Source organism: Melissospora conviva, assembly GCF_049523535.1.
Classification (GTDB): Bacteria; Actinomycetota; Actinomycetes; order Mycobacteriales; family Micromonosporaceae; genus Melissospora; species Melissospora conviva.
Window position 1 is genome coordinate 191,270 of record NZ_JBLLDT010000006.1, and the last position, 17,659, is coordinate 208,928.

21 protein-coding genes are annotated in these 17,659 nt (G+C 70.7%); 19 read left to right on the top strand and 2 right to left on the bottom strand.

Features of this window, described 5'->3' with window-relative positions:
• Positions 1-37 precede the first annotated feature (37 nt).
• The 9 genes from ACK8GG_RS15830 (at position 38) to ACK8GG_RS15870 (ending at position 8,892) form a co-directional block, all read left to right on the top strand.
• Complete coding sequence (locus tag ACK8GG_RS15830) at positions 38-1,330, top strand: M16 family metallopeptidase (RefSeq protein WP_440356668.1); 1,293 nt, start codon at positions 38-40, stop codon at positions 1,328-1,330.
• On the top strand, positions 1,327-2,679 hold the full coding sequence (locus ACK8GG_RS15835; protein ID WP_440356669.1) for a M16 family metallopeptidase: 1,353 nt from the start codon (positions 1,327-1,329) through the stop codon (positions 2,677-2,679). Before ACK8GG_RS15830 ends, ACK8GG_RS15835 begins: the two co-directional genes overlap by 4 nt.
• Before the next feature lie 97 nt (positions 2,680-2,776).
• Entirely contained in the window at positions 2,777-3,811 is a 1,035-nt protein-coding gene (locus ACK8GG_RS15840; protein ID WP_440356670.1) for an aspartate-semialdehyde dehydrogenase, read from the top strand.
• 71 nt (positions 3,812-3,882) lie between these two features.
• Positions 3,883-4,299 (top strand): CBS domain-containing protein, encoded by a 417-nt coding sequence (locus tag ACK8GG_RS15845; protein WP_440355163.1) that lies wholly within the window; start codon positions 3,883-3,885, stop codon positions 4,297-4,299.
• Between the two features lie 155 nt (positions 4,300-4,454).
• On the top strand, positions 4,455-4,832 hold the full coding sequence (locus ACK8GG_RS15850) for an SCP2 sterol-binding domain-containing protein (protein WP_440356671.1): 378 nt from the start codon (positions 4,455-4,457) through the stop codon (positions 4,830-4,832).
• Entirely contained in the window at positions 4,825-6,879 is a 2,055-nt protein-coding gene (locus ACK8GG_RS15855) for an amylo-alpha-1,6-glucosidase (RefSeq protein WP_440356672.1), read from the top strand. Before ACK8GG_RS15850 ends, ACK8GG_RS15855 begins: the two co-directional genes overlap by 8 nt.
• A gap of 141 nt (positions 6,880-7,020) precedes the next feature.
• Complete coding sequence (locus ACK8GG_RS15860; RefSeq protein WP_440351558.1) at positions 7,021-7,776, top strand: lysophospholipid acyltransferase family protein; 756 nt, start codon at positions 7,021-7,023, stop codon at positions 7,774-7,776.
• Between the two features lie 58 nt (positions 7,777-7,834).
• Entirely contained in the window at positions 7,835-8,455 is a 621-nt protein-coding gene (locus ACK8GG_RS15865; protein WP_440356673.1) for a hypothetical protein, read from the top strand.
• Positions 8,456-8,532: 77 nt separating this feature from the next.
• Positions 8,533-8,892 (top strand): cupin domain-containing protein, encoded by a 360-nt coding sequence (locus ACK8GG_RS15870; protein ID WP_440351556.1) that lies wholly within the window; start codon positions 8,533-8,535, stop codon positions 8,890-8,892.
• Here the strand turns inward: ACK8GG_RS15870 and ACK8GG_RS15875 are convergent.
• On the bottom strand, positions 8,858-9,589 hold the full coding sequence (locus tag ACK8GG_RS15875) for a methyltransferase (protein WP_440351555.1): 732 nt from the start codon (positions 9,587-9,589) through the stop codon (positions 8,858-8,860). The genes ACK8GG_RS15870 and ACK8GG_RS15875 overlap by 35 nt on opposite strands.
• Before the next feature lie 482 nt (positions 9,590-10,071).
• Between ACK8GG_RS15875 and ACK8GG_RS15880 the strand changes: the two genes are divergently transcribed.
• From ACK8GG_RS15880 to ACK8GG_RS15925, 10 genes are all read left to right on the top strand, one after another.
• Complete coding sequence (locus ACK8GG_RS15880; RefSeq protein WP_440351554.1) at positions 10,072-10,248, top strand: hypothetical protein; 177 nt, start codon at positions 10,072-10,074, stop codon at positions 10,246-10,248.
• An 84-nt stretch (positions 10,249-10,332) separates the two neighbouring features.
• On the top strand, positions 10,333-10,734 hold the full coding sequence (locus tag ACK8GG_RS15885) for a hypothetical protein (RefSeq protein ID WP_440351553.1): 402 nt from the start codon (positions 10,333-10,335) through the stop codon (positions 10,732-10,734).
• 114 nt (positions 10,735-10,848) lie between these two features.
• A complete protein-coding gene (locus ACK8GG_RS15890) occupies positions 10,849-11,496 on the top strand; it encodes a hypothetical protein (protein ID WP_440356674.1) in 648 nt (215 codons plus the stop codon).
• A gap of 90 nt (positions 11,497-11,586) precedes the next feature.
• On the top strand, positions 11,587-12,873 hold the full coding sequence (locus ACK8GG_RS15895) for an MFS transporter (RefSeq protein WP_440356675.1): 1,287 nt from the start codon (positions 11,587-11,589) through the stop codon (positions 12,871-12,873).
• Positions 12,866-13,615: a MerR family transcriptional regulator gene (locus tag ACK8GG_RS15900; RefSeq protein WP_440356676.1), complete on the top strand. Its 750-nt coding sequence runs from the start codon at positions 12,866-12,868 to the stop codon at positions 13,613-13,615. The genes ACK8GG_RS15895 and ACK8GG_RS15900 overlap by 8 nt, the downstream gene beginning before the upstream one ends.
• A 150-nt stretch (positions 13,616-13,765) precedes the next feature.
• The gene (locus tag ACK8GG_RS15905; protein ID WP_440356677.1) at positions 13,766-14,719 is read left to right on the top strand and encodes a zinc-binding dehydrogenase; all 954 of its coding nucleotides are present in this window, start codon (positions 13,766-13,768) and stop codon (positions 14,717-14,719) included.
• Between the two features lie 162 nt (positions 14,720-14,881).
• Entirely contained in the window at positions 14,882-15,535 is a 654-nt protein-coding gene (locus ACK8GG_RS15910) for a hypothetical protein (protein WP_440356678.1), read from the top strand.
• 70 nt (positions 15,536-15,605) lie between these two features.
• Entirely contained in the window at positions 15,606-15,995 is a 390-nt protein-coding gene (locus ACK8GG_RS15915) for a VOC family protein (protein WP_440356679.1), read from the top strand.
• Positions 15,992-16,627 (top strand): SAM-dependent methyltransferase, encoded by a 636-nt coding sequence (locus ACK8GG_RS15920; RefSeq protein ID WP_440356680.1) that lies wholly within the window; start codon positions 15,992-15,994, stop codon positions 16,625-16,627. The genes ACK8GG_RS15915 and ACK8GG_RS15920 overlap by 4 nt, the downstream gene beginning before the upstream one ends.
• 57 nt (positions 16,628-16,684) lie before the next feature.
• The gene (locus ACK8GG_RS15925; RefSeq protein ID WP_440356681.1) at positions 16,685-17,185 is read left to right on the top strand and encodes a hypothetical protein; all 501 of its coding nucleotides are present in this window, start codon (positions 16,685-16,687) and stop codon (positions 17,183-17,185) included.
• Positions 17,186-17,271: 86 nt separating this feature from the next.
• Here ACK8GG_RS15925 and ACK8GG_RS15930 read toward each other — a convergent pair whose 3' ends face one another.
• Complete coding sequence (locus ACK8GG_RS15930) at positions 17,272-17,526, bottom strand: hypothetical protein (RefSeq protein ID WP_440356682.1); 255 nt, start codon at positions 17,524-17,526, stop codon at positions 17,272-17,274.
• Positions 17,527-17,659 lie beyond the last annotated feature (133 nt).

The following is a 17,659-nucleotide window of genomic DNA, read 5'->3' on the forward strand; positions in this document are numbered from 1 at the left end:
CCCCGGGACCGGCCTCCGGTCGGCTAGCGTCATGGGCATGTCCGAGACCGGTTACCCCTGGCCGATCGAGACCACGCGGCTCGACAACGGCCTGCGCGTGGTGGTGAGTGAGGACCGGACCGCCCCGGTCGTCGCCGTGAACCTCTGGTACGACGTTGGCTCGCGTCACGAGCCGCCGGGTCAGACCGGCTTCGCGCACCTCTTCGAGCACCTGATGTTCGAGGGCTCCGTCAACGTCGCCAAGACCGAGCACATGCGCCTCGTGCAGGGCGCCGGCGGTTCGCTGAACGCCACCACCAACCCGGACCGCACCAACTACTTCGAGACGATGCCGGCCGAGCACCTGGCGACGGCGCTCTGGCTGGAGGCCGACCGGATGGGCGCGCTGGTGCCCGCGCTGACCCAGGAGACGCTGGACAACCAGCGCGAGGTGGTCAAGAACGAGCGGCGGCAACGCTACGACAACGTCCCGTACGGCGACGCCTGGCTGCGGCTGCTGCCGCTGCTCTACCCGCCGGGGCACCCGTACCACCACGCGACGATCGGGTCCATGGAGGACCTCAACGCCGCGGGTCTGGCGACCTTCCAGGATTTCCACAGCACGTACTACGCGCCGAACAACGCGGTGCTGACAGTTGTCGGCGACACCGACGCCGCCGAGGTCTTCGCGCTGGCACAGCGCTACTTCGGTGCGCTCGCGCCGCGCCCCGACATCCCGCCCGCGCCGGACGGCCGGCAGGTGGCGGGCACGGGCGTACCGGCGCGGGAGACGGTGACCGGTGAGGTGCCGGCCGCCCGGATCTACCTGGCGCACCGGACCCATCCCTTCGGCACCCGCGGCTACGACGTGGTGACGGTGCTCGCCACGATCCTCGGCAGCGGCCGGGGCAGCCGGCTCTACCAGCGGCTCGCCGACGGCGCCCGGCTGGCCCAGCCGGACCTGGTCGGGGCCTACGGGGTGGACCTCGCCCACGCCCCCGCACCGCTGATCGTCACCGCGACCACCCGTCCCGGGGTGGACGCCGCGCGGCTGGAAGCGGCGATGGCCGAGGTGGTCGACGAGATCGCCACCGGCGGGGTGACCGCCGCCGAGCTCGAACGGGCGCACGCCCTGCTGACAACCGCCTGGTGGCGGCAGCTGGCCACGGTGGACGGCCGGGCCGACACGCTCGGCCGGTACGCCACCCAGTTCGGCGATCCGGCCCGCGCCGGTGACCGGCTGCCGTCGTGGCTGTCGGTGTCCGCCGACGAGATCGCCGCCGTCGCCGCCGAGGTGCTGGCGCCGGCCGACCGGGTGACCCTTACCTACCTGCCGGAGGTGGCGCAATGAGCCTGATCGCCGAGCGTCCCGAGGCGGGCCCGGCCCGCGATTACCACTTCCCCGCCGTGGTGCGCCGTCCGGTCGCCGGCGGCGAGGTCGTCGCCGCGCACCTGCCCGGGCACCGGCTCGCGGTGGCGGTGCTGATCCTGCCCACCGGGGCCGGGCGGGAGCCGGTCGGCGCCCCGGGCGTGGCGACGGTGCTGGCCAAGGCGCTGGAGGAGGGGACTCTCCGCCGTGACTCGGCGGCCTTCGCGCTCGCCGTGGAAGGGCTCGGCACCGAGGTCGTCACCGCGCTTGACTGGGACAGCTTCCAGGCGAGTGTGCAGGTCCCCGCCGAGCGGCTGCTGCCCGCCGTCAAACTGCTCGCCGAGGCGGTCCGCACGCCGCGGCTGGACCCGGCCGACGTGGCGCGGGTGCGTGACGACGAGGCGAACGGGCTGCGGATGGACTGGGCGAACCCCGGCCCCCGCGCCGACGCCGCCCTGCGGGCGGACCTCTTCGGCACGCAGCTGCGGATCGGCCGGCCCCTGCACGGCAGCCCCGCCTCGGTCGCCGCGCTCAGCGTCGACGAGGTGATCGCCTTCCACCGCCAGTGGTTCGGCCGGCCCGGCACGCTGGTGGTCGTCGGCGACCTCGACCGGCTCGACCTGGACGCGCTCGGCGTGGCCGCCTTCGCGGGCGCCACCGAAGGCGGGCCCCTCCTCGAAGGCCCGCTGGAGATCACCCTGCACGGCGGGCGGCGGATCCTTCTGGTCGACCGTCCCGGTTCGGTGCAGTCGACGCTGCGGCTGGGGCATCCGGCCCCGCCGCGGACCCACCCCGACTATGTGCCGATGGTGCTGGCCGCCACCGTGCTCGGCGGGGCCTTCACCTCGCGGCTGAACCACCTGATCCGGGAGGTGCGCGGCTACACGTACGGGATCCGGTCGGACTTCGGCCTGTCCCGGCGCTTCGGCCGGTTCCTGGTCAGCTCCGCGGTGCAGACCGCCGTCACCGCCCCGGCCCTGGTCGACGCCGTCGGCGAGATCGAACGGACCCGCACCGACGGGGTGACCGAGCCGGAACTGGCGGTCGCCCGGTCCTGGCGGGCCGGGGGACTCTCGGTGGAGCTGCAGAGCCCACGGGCCATCGCCGGCGCCCTGACCACGCTGGTGGTCTACGGGCTCCCCGACGACTACCACGCGCAGCTGCGGCAGCAGTTGCTCACCGCGGGCGAGGAGGAGGTCTCGGCGGCGGCGGCCCGGCACCTGCGCCCGGAGGCGCTCACCCTGGTCATCGAGGGTGACGCCGCGGCAATCCGGCAGGAGCTGACCGACACCGGGCTCGGAGAGGTGATCGACAGCGGCGAGCTCTCCTGAGCGTGCGGCGCCGCGGCCGCAGATGACGTGAAGATCACCACTGCGGGGGTGGGAAATGCCTTGCGTGCCCCGCGGTGATGCTGGGTAGCCTCGGGACATGAGGATCGGCATTGTGGGGGCCACCGGCCAGGTCGGTGGAGTGATGCGGCAGGTGCTGGCGGAGCGGCACTTCCCGGCGGACGAGCTGCGGCTCTTCGCCTCGGCCCGATCGGCGGGACGGACGCTGCCGTGGCAGGGGCGGGAGATCACGGTCGAGGACGCCGCGACCGCCGACTACCGGGGCCTGGACATCGTGCTCTTCTCGGCGGGCAAGGCCACCTCCAAGGAGCTGGCGCCGCGGGTCGTCGAGGCCGGCGCGGTGGTCATCGACAACTCCTCCGCGTACCGGATGGACCCGCAGGTGCCGCTGGTCGTCGCCGAGGTCAACCCGCAGGCCGCCACCGAACGACCCAAGGGCATCATCGCCAACCCGAACTGCACCACCATGGCGGCGATGCCGGTGCTGCGCCCGCTGCACGCCGAGGCGCAGTTGGTGGCGCTGGTCGTCGCGACGTACCAGGCGGTCTCCGGCGCCGGGCTCGCCGGCGTCAGCGAGCTGGCCGAGCAGGTCGCCAAGACCGCGGACCAGGCCGCCGGGCTGGCCTTCGACGGCCGGGCCGTCGAGTTCCCGCAGCCGCACTCCTTCGCCGCGCCGATCGCGTTCAACGTGCTTCCGCTGGCCGGTTCGATCGTCGACGACGGCTCGGGCGAGACCGACGAGGAGCAGAAGCTGCGCAACGAGAGCCGCAAGATCCTCGGTATTCCGGAGCTGAAGGTCTCGGGCACCTGTGTGCGGGTGCCGGTCTTCACCGGCCACTCGCTCCAGATCAACGCCCGGTTCGCCGCGCCGATCACGCCGCAGCGCGCCCGCGAACTGCTCGCCGGCGCCCCCGGTGTCTCGCTCGCCGACGTGCCCACCCCGCTGCTGGCGGCCGGGCAGGATCCGACCTTCGTGGGGCGTATCCGTGCCGACGAGACCGTCGAGCACGGTCTGTCGCTTTTCTGTGCGAATGACAATCTCCGCAAGGGGGCCGCACTGAACGCCGTCCAGATCGCCGAACTGGTCGCCACCGAGCTCGCCGCGCGCGCCTGACCCCCTCGCCGGTCGTTACCTTCCGCCCTCCCGCGGGTAACCCGTGGTGCCCACAGGGAGAGGGGAACAGCATGACGACCGTCGAGGAGTTCATGACGACTCGTCTGGTGACCATGTCCTGCGACGACACGCTGACCGAGGCCGCGCAGAAGATGCGTGACAGCAACATCGGCGACGTGATCGTCACCAGGGACGACAACGTGGTCGGCGTGGTCACCGACCGGGACATCACGGTACGTGCCGTGGCGGACATGCTCGATCCGCAGAGTGCGACGCTGAGCCAGATCGTCAGCTCCGACCTGGTGACGGTCAGCCGGCAGGACGACGCCCTCACCGCGGCGGACACGATGCGCGCGTACGGCGTACGACGGTTGCCGGTGACCGATGACGGCCGGCTGGTCGGCGTGGTCTCCATCGGTGACCTTGCGGTGGAGCGGGAGCCGGAGTCGGTGCTGGCCGACATCAGCGCCGACGACCCCAACCGCTGATCCGGATGAATCCGACGCCGGCCCTGTGACGGGGCCGGCGTCGGCCGTTTTTCCCCTGGCGTCCGACCGACTGGATTGCCCGCGCGCGGAGTGGGAAGCCGCACCGGGTCCGCCCCGCGCACCTCGGCTACCGCGGGGCAGCGAGGGGAGCGGTGATGGGGGCGACCGGCACCTTCTTCGAAAGACTCCACGAGCAGGGCTACGAGCGGCTGCTCAAACGGGTCCGCGGCACGATCGCGCTGGTCGCGTACCGGCCGGAGGGGGATAACCGCTGGGTGGTGACGATCCGCGACGGCGAGATCGGGCTGACGCGGGAGGAGTTGCGGGCCGACGCCTGCATGGAGGCGAGCGCCGAGCTCTTCGACGCCCTCTCCGACGGCCGGAAGAACACGATCGCGGCGACCCTGCGGGGTGACCTGGTGGTCACCGGTGACCTGAGGCTGGCGCTGCAGCTGACCCGGCTGCTGCCGGGGCCGCCGCACACGCAGGGCCCGCGTTACGTAGGACGGAAGGCGGCGCAGGAGCATGGGTGAGGGTCTGGTCCGGATCCTGGACGGCGCCACCTTCGCCGTGTCGCAGGGCACCGGTGACATCGAGCCGGACCCGGCGGAGCCGACCGGGCTCTTCTCGCTGGACACCCGCTTCATCTCCAAGTGGGTGCTCACCGTCGACGGCCGGCGCCTCAACGCGCTCTCCTACGACGCCAAGCAGTACTTCGAGTCGCGCTTCTTCCTGGTGCCGGGGCCCCACACCACCTACACCGACGCGCAGATCTCCGTGGTGCGCAAGCGCAGTGTCGGCGGTGCGCTCGTGGAGGAGTTGGTGATTCTCAATCACGCCGACCACGCGGTGGAGCTGCGGCTGCGGATGGACATCGAAGCCGACTTCGCCGACATCTTCCAGGTCAAGGACCGCCGCATCGAGAAGAGGGGCGAGTACTACAGCGAAGTCGAGGAGGACGGGCTGCGGCTGGGCTACCGGCGGGACAACTTCGCCCGGGAGACCCGTATCACCGTCAGCGGGCCTGCCGTCTTCGATCGCGAGGGATTCACGGTGCGCCTGCGGCTGGAGCCGCACGCCAAGACGGACCTGAAGATCCATGTCGATCCGCGGGCGGTCATGCCGGGCCGCCGCGGGCTGCGGATGGCGCTGCCCGGGCAGGGGCGGGAGCGGGATCTGTACGAGGACCTCGACGAGTGGGTGGAGCGGGCGCCGAAGCTGAACGCCGAGTGGGGGGCGCTCAACGGGATCTACCAGCGTTGCCTGGTCGACCTGGCGGCGCTGCGCTTCTCGCCGCTGGCGCTGGGCACCTCCGTCCTGCCGGCGGCCGGGCTGCCCTGGTTCATGACCATGTTCGGCCGGGACAGTATCTTCACCTGTCTGCAGACCCTGCCGTTCGCCCCGCACCTGTCGCAGACGACGTTGCGGATCCTGGCGGCACTGCAGGGCACCCGCTTCGACGACTTCCGCGACGAGGATCCGGGCCGGATCCTGCACGAGATGCGGTACGGGGAGTCGGCGGCCTTCGAGGAGCAGCCGCACTCGCCGTACTACGGCTCCGTCGACGCCACCCCGCTCTTTGTGATCCTGCTCGACGAGTACGAGCGCTGGAGCGGTGACAGCGCGCTGGTGCAGGAGCTGGAGGCGCCCGCCCGGGCGGCGCTGAACTGGATCGAGAAGTACGCCGACCTGGTCGGTGACGGCTATATCTGGTACTCCAGCCGCAACGACCGCACCGGGCTGCACAACCAGTGCTGGAAGGACTCCGGCGACGCCATCTCCTACCGCGACGGCCGGCTGCCCGGTTTCCCCCGCGCCACCTGCGAGCTGCAGGGTTACGCCTACGACGCCCGCATCCGCGGTGCGCGGCTGGCCCGGACCTTCTGGCGGGACGAGGTGCTCGCGCACCGCCTGGAGCGCGACGCCGCCGAGCTCAAGGCGCGCTTCAACCGGGAGTGGTGGGTGGCCGAGGGGGAGTACTACGCCCTCGGCCGGGAGGCGGACGGCCGACAGGTCGACGCGTTGACGTCCAACATCGGCCACCTGCTCTGGAGCGGGATCGTCGAGCCGGAGCGGGCCGGCAAGGTCGTCGAGCATCTGCTCGGGCCGCGGCTGTTCACCGGCTGGGGCGTGCGCACCTTCGCCAGCGAGCAGGCCCGCTACAACCCGGTCGGCTATCACATCGGCACCGTCTGGCCCTTCGACAACTCGTTCATCGCCTGGGGACTGCGCCGGTACGGCTTCCTCGCGGAGGCTGCCACGCTGGCCGAGGCGATACTGCAGGCAGCCGAGTACTTCGAGGGCCGGCTGCCGGAGGCGTTCGGCGGCTATGGGCGCTCGCTGACCAGCGTGCCGGTGCGCTATCCGACGGCGTGCAGCCCGCAGGCCTGGTCGACCGGAGCGCCGCTGCTGATGCTGCGGGTGCTGCTCGGACTGGAGCCGCAGGGCGACCAGCTCGTGGTGAACCCGGCCATTCCGGAACGTATGGGACGGATGGAGCTGCTCGACATTCCCGGCCGTTGGGGGCGGATGGACGCCTTCGGGCGCGGCCGGATGCACCTGCCCGAGCGGCTGTGCTGACCGGGTCGGGCGACCGCGGGCCCGGGCGGGCCTGATCGAGCGGGCGCGCTGACCTGCCCGGACTTGTAGCACGCCCGCCACGGTGTGGACAGGCCTGGCGGCCCTGCTTAACCGAGTGCCGGGGCGGGTATCGTTCGGCCCATGCCCGACCTCGTGTATCCGCCTGTGATCGCCGCCTGCAAGACCATGTTCAAGGTGCTGGATCTGCGCCTGAACGTGGAGGGCAGCCACCACGTGCCGCGTACCGGCGGTGCCGTGCTGGCCTGCAACCACATCGGTTACCTCGACTTCATCTTCTGCGGTCTCGGCGCGCTGGACTCCAAGCGCCTGGTGCGGTTCATGGCCAAGCAGGAGGTCTTCGCCGACAAGATCGGCGGTCCGCTGATGCGGGGCATGAAGCACATCCCCGTGAACCGGGGAGCCGGCACCGCGTCCTTCAACGCCGCTGTCGACGTGCTTAAGCGCGGCGAGGTCGTCGGCGTCTTCCCGGAGGCCACGATCAGCCGGTCGTTCACCGTCAAGGACCTCAAGAGCGGTACCGCCCGGATGGCCGCCGACGCAGGCGTGCCGATCCTGCCGGTGGCGGTCTGGGGCACCCAGCGGCTCTGGACCAAGGGCCTGCCGAAGAACCTGACCCGCCGCCACACCCCGATCACCATCCTGATCGGCGAGCCGATGCAGCCCGGCGAGCACGGTGACGTCGCGGCGACCACCGCGGAGCTGCGGTCGAGGCTGGTGGCGCTGGTGGCCCGGGCCCAGCAGGAGTACCCGGACAAGCCGGAATCCGCCGAGGACGGCTGGTGGCTCCCGGCGCATCTCGGTGGCAGCGCGCCGACGCCGGAAGAGGCGGTCGAGCTCGAACGGGAGCGTCTGCGCCGCAAGAAGAAGTCCAACTGAGCGAGCTGCCGTCGGGGCCGTGACGTCTCGTCCGGCCGCGCTCGATTAGCATCTGCCGATGCACAAGCGACCTCTGCGTCTCACCGGTACGACCTTGCTGGCGCTGACCACCGCCGTGTCGGCGGCTGCCTGCGGCGGCGAGACCGCCGACCCGCAGGCGGCCCCGGCTTCCGTCTCGGCCGCCCCGGCGACGACCGCCGCCCCGGCTGCCACGCCGTCGCCGAGCGCCACCGAAGCCGAAGACTGCCTCGTCGGCACCTGGACCGTCCCTCCGAAGGACCTGGCCCGGTTCTACAAGGTGGTCACCACCCACCACGGGCAGCCGCTGGATGCCGCCGGCGCCGCCGAGCTGCGCTTCACCGAGAAGAACCGGTACGAGTACACCGTGGACCTCCAAGGTGAGGCCGAGGGGATGACCGTGACCATGGCGGCCGTCATCAGCGGGGAGTACCGCACCGACGGATCGACGATCACCACCAAGAAGGACAAGAGCCAGGTCACAGCCACCGGTGACGTCGGTGGTCAGAAGATCGACGCCAGCGGTCCCGCCCGCGAGCTCTTCGCCTCGTCGCCGATCGCCTCCGTTCCGTACACCTGCGCCGGCGGCGTGCCGACGATCGAGTTCAGCGCCACCGGCAAGGCCGCCGACCGGATGTCGATCGCCCTGCAGGAGAAGTGATCCCAGGTGGCGGTGCCTGTCTCGTGGAGGCACCGCCACCCTGATCCGCGTCCGGCCACAACGGATAGTCTGCGGCGATGCAGAACCACGGTCACGCCACCGCTCCCGACGGCAGCGCCGTCGCGCTCGGTCCGGTCGGGCAGGAAATCGTCTTCGAGAACGACCAGGTGCGGGTCTGGGAGATCAGCCTGGCGCCGGGGCAGCGGCAGCCGTGGCACCACCACCGCAACCCGTACCTGGTGATCGCCCTCGCCGAGGCCGACAACCGCATCGACGCGCTCGCCGGGGGCCAGCCGCGCCTGGTGCACGAGTCGGTGGGCGGGGTGGTCTACCGGGAGCCCGGCGAGATCCACATGCTCACCAACCACGGGGACACCCCGTACCGCTGCCGGCTGGTGGAGCTCAAGTACCTCGGGGAGAACTCTGCGGCTGGGTGAGCCGGAAGGTGAAGTACTCCACCCGCCAGTCGTCCTTGACCAGGTCGGTGGAGGCCACCACCTCGGTGTCGAAGCCCGTCTCGCCGATCAGGTTCCGCAGGTGGCCGATGTCCCCGGAGCTGCCGAAGAAGATCAGCATCCGGCCGGTCGGGGTCAGGTGCTCCCGCGCCTGGCGGAAGAAGCGCGTCATCGCCGCATAGTTCTCGTCGGTGCTCGCCATCTCCAGCAGGTCCCGCGGCGCGAACCAGCGGAACGGCGGGTCGAAGACGATCAGGTCGAAGCGGCCGTCGACGGCGGAGAAGACATCGCCGAGGCGTACCTGGATCCGGTCGGCGACGCCGTTGCGGGCCGCGTTCGCCTGCGCCGCGGCGACCGCCTCGGGGTTGACGTCCACCGCCAGTACGTCGGTCGAGACGGCGGCGGCGAGGATGGCGTTGACACCGCAGCCGGTCCCCATGTCCAGCACCCGGTCGCCGGGGCGGACCTCGGCCAGCACCGCCTCGCCGAGCAGGTGTGAGGTGCCGTTGATCGGGTGCACCCGCGGCGGCACCACCAGGGTGCGCCCGAGGTAGCTGAAGGTCTGCGGCCCGTCGGCGGCCTCCGCCTGGGCCTGCCGGTACGCGTTCTCGTGCCACGCCCGGATCCGGGCGGCGTAGTCGGCGTCGACAGTCGGGGTGAAATCACTGCGCTCGGTCATCGACGAAAGCTACTTCCACGCCTGATCTGGACCAAATGCATTTCCCTGACCACGGAGAGTAATGGTGTTTTCAATCCCATCAGCCGGTCGGGGGAGGCGGTATTGGGCTGGGTGGAGGATTATTGGCAGGGTGAACGTGTTATTCCTTGGCGGTCCCTGGCACGACGAACGGCACGACGTCACCCCGACGCGGGTTTCCTCCGCGGGGTGCTCGCTACCGGCGGTCTTCCACGTATCCGTAGCCGCCGGTTCGCGCCGGCACGTCACCTACCGGCGGCGCTTCGCCCGCTGTGGTGACGAGCGGCTGCCGGTCTACGTGACCGCCGACTATCAGGGGCCGCCCCGGGCATAGGACGGCCGCCATGGCGGCCCGGGTGTAGGCTGGGTAGATCACACCGGCGGGCACGAGATTGCGTCACAAGGACGTCCGGCCCGCCGTCGCCGGTGAATTCTCGCCCTGGCGCTCGATGTCTTGGAGTCCCATGTCCTACCCCGTCTCGTCCATGTCCGGTCCGCAGGCCGCTCCCTGCGCGGATGCCCCCTTCCAGGCGCCCCCCGGCGACACCCCCGAGGATGAGCTGCTGCCGGTCGACCACCGGCCCGGCGCGATGGCCCGGATGCGCGACCCGTTCCGCGTCGACGCCCCGGGCGAGCACTGAGCCTTCCGCGGGCAGCACTCTGCTTGCCCGATTGAGTACGGCTACCCATCCGCCAACGGTGGCGCTAGGGCAGACTCCCTTGCCATGGAAGCCACCACCCCCGGCCGCAGTCGCGGCCTGCTCTGGATCATCGCGCTCGGCGCCACCACCGTCGCCGCCTACCTTGCGCTGCTCGGCTGGGACCAGCGCAAGGACCTGGACGTGGTGACGGGGAACGAGACCGGCCCGTACGAGGCCTGGCAGATCATCGGCCTCGGCCTGGTCGTGGCCGCGCTGGCGTTCCTGGCGGGACGCAAACACCAGGTCCTCTCGGCTGTGGTGGCGTTGCCGCTGGCACTCACCGCCGCGTTCGCCGTCATCGCCGTCAGCAGTCCCGAACCCGGTTTCTGGCCGATCGGCGCGCTGCTGCTGGCGCTGGGATCGGCTGCCGCCACGACGCTGGTCGCGGTCATCGGCCGCAGCACCGCCTCGCACCGCCCCGCCTGACGACGTGATCCGCGGGAGGTGTCGATGCCTCCCGCGGCAGCCCCGGCCCGGCAGCGACGCCGGTAGGTACCGGTACTCATGCCGGGCGCGGCCACGACAGACACTGTGTGGATCATGAATACCACTCCCACCGGCCGGCCGCGTACGGTCACCGCCACGGCCGTCCTGCAGTCGGCGATCGCCGGCATCGCGCTGCTGCTGCTCGCCGTCACCTGGTGGTCGTATGTGGACTTCGCGGGCCTGGTCGACTCCGCGCTGCGGATGGTCCCCGAGGCCGATGCCGAACAGGTGGCGGCGCGGCGGCGTTACAACCTCGGCACCGCCCTCACCTTCACCGTCCTGGCCGGATTCCTGCTGCTCTGGGCTGCGGGGACCCTGCGGCCGCTGCTGCGCCGCCACAACGGTGGACGCCTCGCGGCGACAGCCGGCGCCGGGCTGACGGTGCTGATCGGCCTGAGCTTCTGCGGGGGCCTCAACGACGGGCTGCTGGCGCTGTGGCGCGGGCCGCGCAGTGGCGACGCGCCCGCCGACGCGTTCTCCGTGGCCCTGGAACAGGCGGCCACCGCCGGCTTCGTCGGCGGCGATGCGACGTACCTGCTCGCCGTGGTCGTGATGCCGTTGGCGGCGCTCCTCGCGCTGGCGGCTCTTGTGCTGCTGCTGACGCCGACCACGCGACGCTGGTACGCCACCGCCACCGCCACCGCCACCGCCACCGCGGGCCCCGCTGGGGCGCAGGCGCAGCCTTCCGACACCGAGCGGTGATCACCGTACGAGCGCGACCAGTCGTCTGAAGCCCGGTGCCTGCCGGTCGGGCCTTGACCCCGCCGCTGCGTCATGGTTTTGGCTGCCCGCATGCGTCTCGTTCCAGTCGCCTATCTGGCGTCGTATCTGCTCTCGCTGCTCGGCAACGCCATCGCCGGGATCGCGCTGCCGTTGATCGTCCTGCAGAGCACCGGCAGCGCTCTCGGTGCGGGAACGGTAGCCGCCGCCACCGCCGTCCCGGCGGTGGCGGCGGGCCTGTTGATGGGCGTCGTCATCGACCGGGTAAACCGGCGCACCGCCTCGGTGCTCACCGACCTGATCTCCGCCGCCTCGGTGGCGGCCCTGCCGGTCGTCGACGCGGTGACGAGGCTCGGCATCGGCTGGTTCGTGCTGTTCGGAATCGTCGGCTCGCTCGGCGACGTGCCGGGGCTGACTGCCCGGGAGGCGATGCTGCCCGCGATCGTGCGGGCCGGCGCAGTCTCCGCGGACCGGCTCGTCGGCATCCGTGAGGCGCTCGGCGCGGTGGCCCTGCTGCTGGGACCGGCGGCCGCGGGAGTGCTGATGGTGCTCTTCGCCGGATCCACTGTGCTCTGGATCACCGCCGGGACGTCGGCCGCCGCGGCTCTGGTCACGCTGCTGATCCCCCGTCAGGTCGGCCGCATCGCCACCGACGAGAGCGTGCCGTCGGCACCGTCGAGGGCGTCGGCGTGGGCGCAGTTGCGGGACGGCTGGCAGTCGCTGCTGCGGAACCGTTTCCTGATGACGGTGACCGCGATCGGGTTGGTCTCGGTCTTCACCCTCGGTGCGCTCCAGGGGCTGATCCTGCCCGTGTACTTCACGTTGATCGGGCAGCCGGGGGCGTTCGGGTTCGTGCTGACCGCGCTGGCGTTCGGCATGCTGCTCGGCGCCGGCGTCAACGCGGCGGTGGGGGAGAAGGTATCCCGCCGGGTCCGGCTGCTGAGCGGGCTGGCCGGGATCACGCTCGGTTTCGGGATGATCGCCACGCTCTCCGCGCCGTGGCTGGTATTTGTCGGCGCCTTCGTCATCGGTGCGTCCAGCGGCCTGTTCAACAGCCTGCTCGGCGTGCTGATGATCGAGCGCATCCCCGATGAGCTGCGGGGGCGGATCATGGGGACCCAGAACGCGATCATGACCGCGGCGCCGCCCGCCGGGATCTTCGGCGCCGCGCTCATCGTGGAGTTCGTCGCCGTACGGACGGCGGCGATCGCCGTCGCCGCCTGCTGGCTGCTGGCCGTCGTGGTGACCGTCCCGGCCCGGTCGCTGCGTAGCCTTGGCCCGGACGCAGCCCCGGGCCCGGATACGGCGGTGGCGGCGCCCCCGGCACGGGGACAGGAGGAGGCGACGGCGCATGCGTAGCAGCGAGCTGGCGGCGATCGCCGGAGTCAGCGTCCGAGCCCTGCGCCACTACCACCAGCTCGGCATCCTTCCCGAGCCGCCGCGCAGCGCCAACGGCTACCGCGACTACAACGTCCACCACCTCGTACGGCTGCTGCGGATCGTCCGTCTGGCCGGCCTCGGCTTCCCGCTCCACAAACTCCCGGAACTCCTCGACCGGCCCGACGACGACCCGGTCTCGCAGCTCGACCAGCTCGACGCCGAACTGGCCGCGCGAATCGACCGGCTGACCGCGCAGCGGGCGCTTGTCGCGCGACTCAAGCAGGAACGGGCGGCACCGGACCTGCCACCGGAGTTCGCCCCGTACGCGGCGCTCTTCGCGGCCGGCGGACTCCCACCGCGGTTCGCCCGGCTCGACCGCGAGCAGCTCATCCTGCTCGCGCACCTCGTCGGCGACGAGCACCTGACCTCCATAGCCCGCCTCTACGGGCGGCTCGCCGAGCCAGGACTGCTCGCCGCCGCGACCGAGGCCGCCGCCCGTTTCGCCGAGCTCGACGACGACAGCGGTGACGAGACGCTACGGGAGGTGGCCGACGACTTGATCAGCGTCTGCGCGTCCGTCGCCGAAGAGTTGACCGGGGCGGAGAACCCCGTCGACCTGGGTGACGCCGCCGCCCTGCTCGCCGATCACTCCGACGACCTGCTGAACGTCGCGCAGAAGCGTGTCCTCGCCCTCGTCGAATCGCGGCTGCGCACGTCATAGCGCCTGAGGTGTGGCGGGCCGGCACCCTGCTCCGGTGGCCGGATGGCGCAGACGCCAGGGCCGACGTTGACCTCAACCTTGCTTCATGTTGGAGGCTGAGTGCTGCCGGGAAGACAACCGAGAGGGGGCGGCATGCGGGTGGTACGGGCAATGCGTTTCGGTGGGCCGGAGGTACTGGTGCCAGGTGAGGCGCCGGCGCCGGTGGCGGGAGCCGGACAGGTCGTGGTGGAGGTCTCCGTGGCAGGGATGACCTTCGTCGAGACGCAGATCCGGCAGGGCACCGACAAGTGGCACGACAAGCCGAACCTGCCGTACGTTCCGGGCACCGTCGTGGCCGGCCGGGTGAACGCGGTCGGTGCGGATGTCGATCCGAACTGGACGGGAAGACGTGTCGTCGCCCGTACCGCGTCGACCGGCGGCTTCGCCGAACAGGCGGTGGCCGGGGTCGACGATCTCCTGGCGGTGCCGGACGCGCTGGGCCTGCCGGAAGCCTGCGCCCTGCAACCGGACGGCAGCGCGGCGCTGGGGCTGGTGGAGAACGCCCGGATCCGTTCCGGGGAGTGGGTGCTGATCGAGGCGGCGGCAGGCAGCCTCGGCAGCCTGCTGGTGCAGCTGGTTCGCGCATCCGGCGCGCGAGTGATCGGCGCTGCCCGCGGCACCCGCAAGCACGACCTGATCCGTCGGCTCGGCGCGGACGCCGTGGTCGACTACTCCGAGCCGGACTGGACCAGGCAGGTGATCGCTGTGACCGGCGGCGCGGGCCCAGATGTGGTCTTCGACGGCGTCGGCGGAAAGATCGGCCGGGCGGCCTTCGAGGTGGCGGCCCGAGGCGGCCGTTTCTCGGTGCACGGCGCCTCCAGCGGTACTGCCACGGTGGTCGACCCGGCGCAGGCGCAACAGCGCGGGGTGACAGTGATCGGGATTGAGCAGCTCCCCGCTTTCGGGCCGCACATGCTGCGGTGGGGCGCGCAGATCATGGCGGAGGCGGCAGCGGGCCGGATCCGGCCTGTCATCGGGCAGACATTTCCACTGGAGCGCGCCGCCGACGCGCACGCCTCGATCGAGAACCGCAGCGGCCTGGGCAAGACCCTGCTCCTGATCTGAGGCGTCGGCGTAGGTTGCTTCGCATGCAGCATGAGACCGCCGTGGTGCCCGAAAGGGTCCGCATCCGGTTCGCGGGAGACGGGGAAATCGCCGGGACCCTGTGGCAGCCCGCCGTTCCGCCGATCGCCGCTTGAGTTGGTGATCCATGGTTCACTGTCGCGCATGACGCGACCACGGGCCGGCGCAGTGATCGTCATCATCGCGGTGCTGGTGGTCGCCTTCGGGTGGCGCTGGTGGCACCACCGCCCGCCGTACGGTCCGGAGGCGCTTGCCCTCACATCCCGCCTCAGCCTGGCCTCCTATGAAGAGGCGAAGGCGGCGCTCGGCGCGGACGTGGTGGTGCCCGGCGAGGGCGACCAGTTGGTGCTCGGCCGGGTTTCCTGGCAGGCGCCGCCCACGCCGCTCGACGGCGGCTGGTTCGCAATCTTCCTGATCGACAAGCGCACCGATGCCAAGCCGGGCACTTTCGCCATATCCTCGGAGCAGAAAGCCGTCTCCGTCGGAAGCCATGGAGCGCACAACAAGATCCCTGAGCGGTTTCCCTGGCTGCAAGGCGCAGGCGACGTCGAGCACAACGGCACCTGGACAAGTATCGGCAGCAACCTGTCCGTGGCCGACGCGGCCGCGTCGCCCCTGACGTTCATCGCGCTCTTCGGTAACGAGCAGCGCATTCAGGAGGAGGCGTCGGAAGAGTTGGATTCAGGAGCCTTGCCGAGTGTGGCCGTCGCGCCGGTCGCGATGTCGGATCTGCTGCTGGCCATGGTCTACATGGGACCCGACGGTCAGGTGTACTGGGCGCAGCGCCTCCACGGATAGGCGGCTGACCGGTCAACCGGGCGAGCGCGTGGTGCCCCGGGCAGGCTTCACCTCGGTAGCATTGCCGTCGATGCCTGCCAAACAGCTCAAAGTGGGTCTACGGGTACGCGACCTCGAAAGGTCCTTCGCGCTCTACCTGCGGCTCGGTTTCCGGCACCTTCCGCAGCCCGGACAGGCGAATCTGCGCTACCTCACATTTGGGCACACCTGGCTGATCCTCTCCGACCTCCACCAGCACGGTCACCACAACGCCGAGCGTGAGCGCGAGACCAGGCTGGGTCCGCCGGGGCTCGGCTTTGTGCTCGTCGTGCCGACCGCCGACCTTGATGCGACGTACGCGCTCTGGCAGCAGGAGGGCCTGCCGGTCACGCTCGAACCGGAGGATGTCGGCTGGGCGCGGATCTTCTACGGCCTGGACCCGGACGGGTACGAGCTGATGTTCGAGCAGTTCGCCTCATGACGAGCACCCATTGGCAGGCGTGGCATGAGCCCTACGCCGACGAGAACTCCGCCCTGTCGCGTCGCCTGCGCCTCGTCCAGCAGCACATCGCCGCCTGGCTGGACCGGCGTCCGGACGAAGAGGTGACAGTGGTGAGTGCCTGCGCCGGGCAGGGGCACGACCTCATCGGCCTGCTCGCCACCCGCCCCGATACCCGTCGGGTGCGGGCGACCCTGCTCGAGTACGACACCGGCAATGTCGCCGCCGCGCAGGCCGCCGCCGACGGCGCCGGGCTGACGAACCTCGTGATCAGGCAGGCGGACGCGGGCCGGCTCTCGTCGTACGCGGGGGTGGTCCCCGCTGACCTGGTGCTCATGGCCGGCGTCTTCGGCAACATCTCGGACGCCGACGTGCAGCGCACGATCAACGCGCTGCCCCAGATGTGCGCGGAGGGCGCCACGGTGATCTGGACCAGGACCCGGCGCGCGCCGGACCTGACACCCGCCGTACGGGAGTGGCTGGCGGAGGCCGGTTTCGTGCAGGATGCCTTCGAGGCCCCGGAGGATGCGCGATTCTCTGTCGGTGTCCACCGGTTCGAAGGAGTGCCGCGGCCGCTGGACACCACCGCGACAATCTTCACGTTCCTGCCCTGAGGGAAGCGACGGGATATTCCGTGACCGGCTCGCGGACCGCTCGGTACTCTCGCCCGCATGCAACCAGCCGGTGATGTGGACGAACGGTTCGTCGATCGCTCGGAACGGTTGTGCTGCTTCGCCGGCGAAATACTGGTGCGGTGCCCCCGCTGCGACGGGCAGGCGTCGATCGTGTCGGACCCCGCCGACAAGGGGCATCGGCATCTCTGGGTGCGCCGCCGCCTTGTCTGCCGCAGGTGCGGGCGTACGGTTGCCTGGGAAGCGCCGCGCATTCCCGGATCCGCCGGGCGAAACCTGCCCAGGTTTTCCGGGCCCCGGGAGCCCTATTTCGGCCTGTCCCTCTGGTTGTCCATCGATTGCCGTGGGCGGGTGCTCTGGGCGTACAACGCCGAGCATCTGGAGTTGCTCGAGAGCTACGTGTCGGCGGGTCTGAGAGAGCGGGGCCGGGGTGCCAGGAGCATGAGCATGGTGGAACGTCTTCCGAAGTGGATTAAGGATGCCAGGAACCGGACCGAGGTGGTTCGGGCGATCCGGCGCATGAAGACGTCACTGACCTGACCAACGTCATGATCTTCTGCGCATCTCGTGGGCTCTGTCCGGGCTGACCAGCGTCCCTCGGAAGAACTGCCTTGCCCTGTCGCACCTCACTGATTATGTGTCAGCTTCACAGCGGTGACGGGAACCGTCTCGATGAAGTAGTCATCGGTCCAGTGTGGCTGTATGTCGATCGTGTCATCGTCGCTCACGTAGCGAACGATAAACACTGTTTCTCGTAGCGCATCCGCGTTGTAATCCGCCAGACTCGCGGGCAGTTCACCGACGAGCCGTACCTCGTCGCCCGGCAGGATGGGCGCGCCTGCCGCAGCCTCTCTGCGTTGAATGGCGGTAAGCAACTCCATAAGTGTGTCCACGTGCGGGGGGGGGGGGGGGGGGGGGGCGGTGGTTATTGGCACGGGTGCCGGAAAAACCCAAAAAAAAATCAATTTACGACCAAAAGAAATGCGACACGCCGACGGGAGCAAAAGGGGGAAT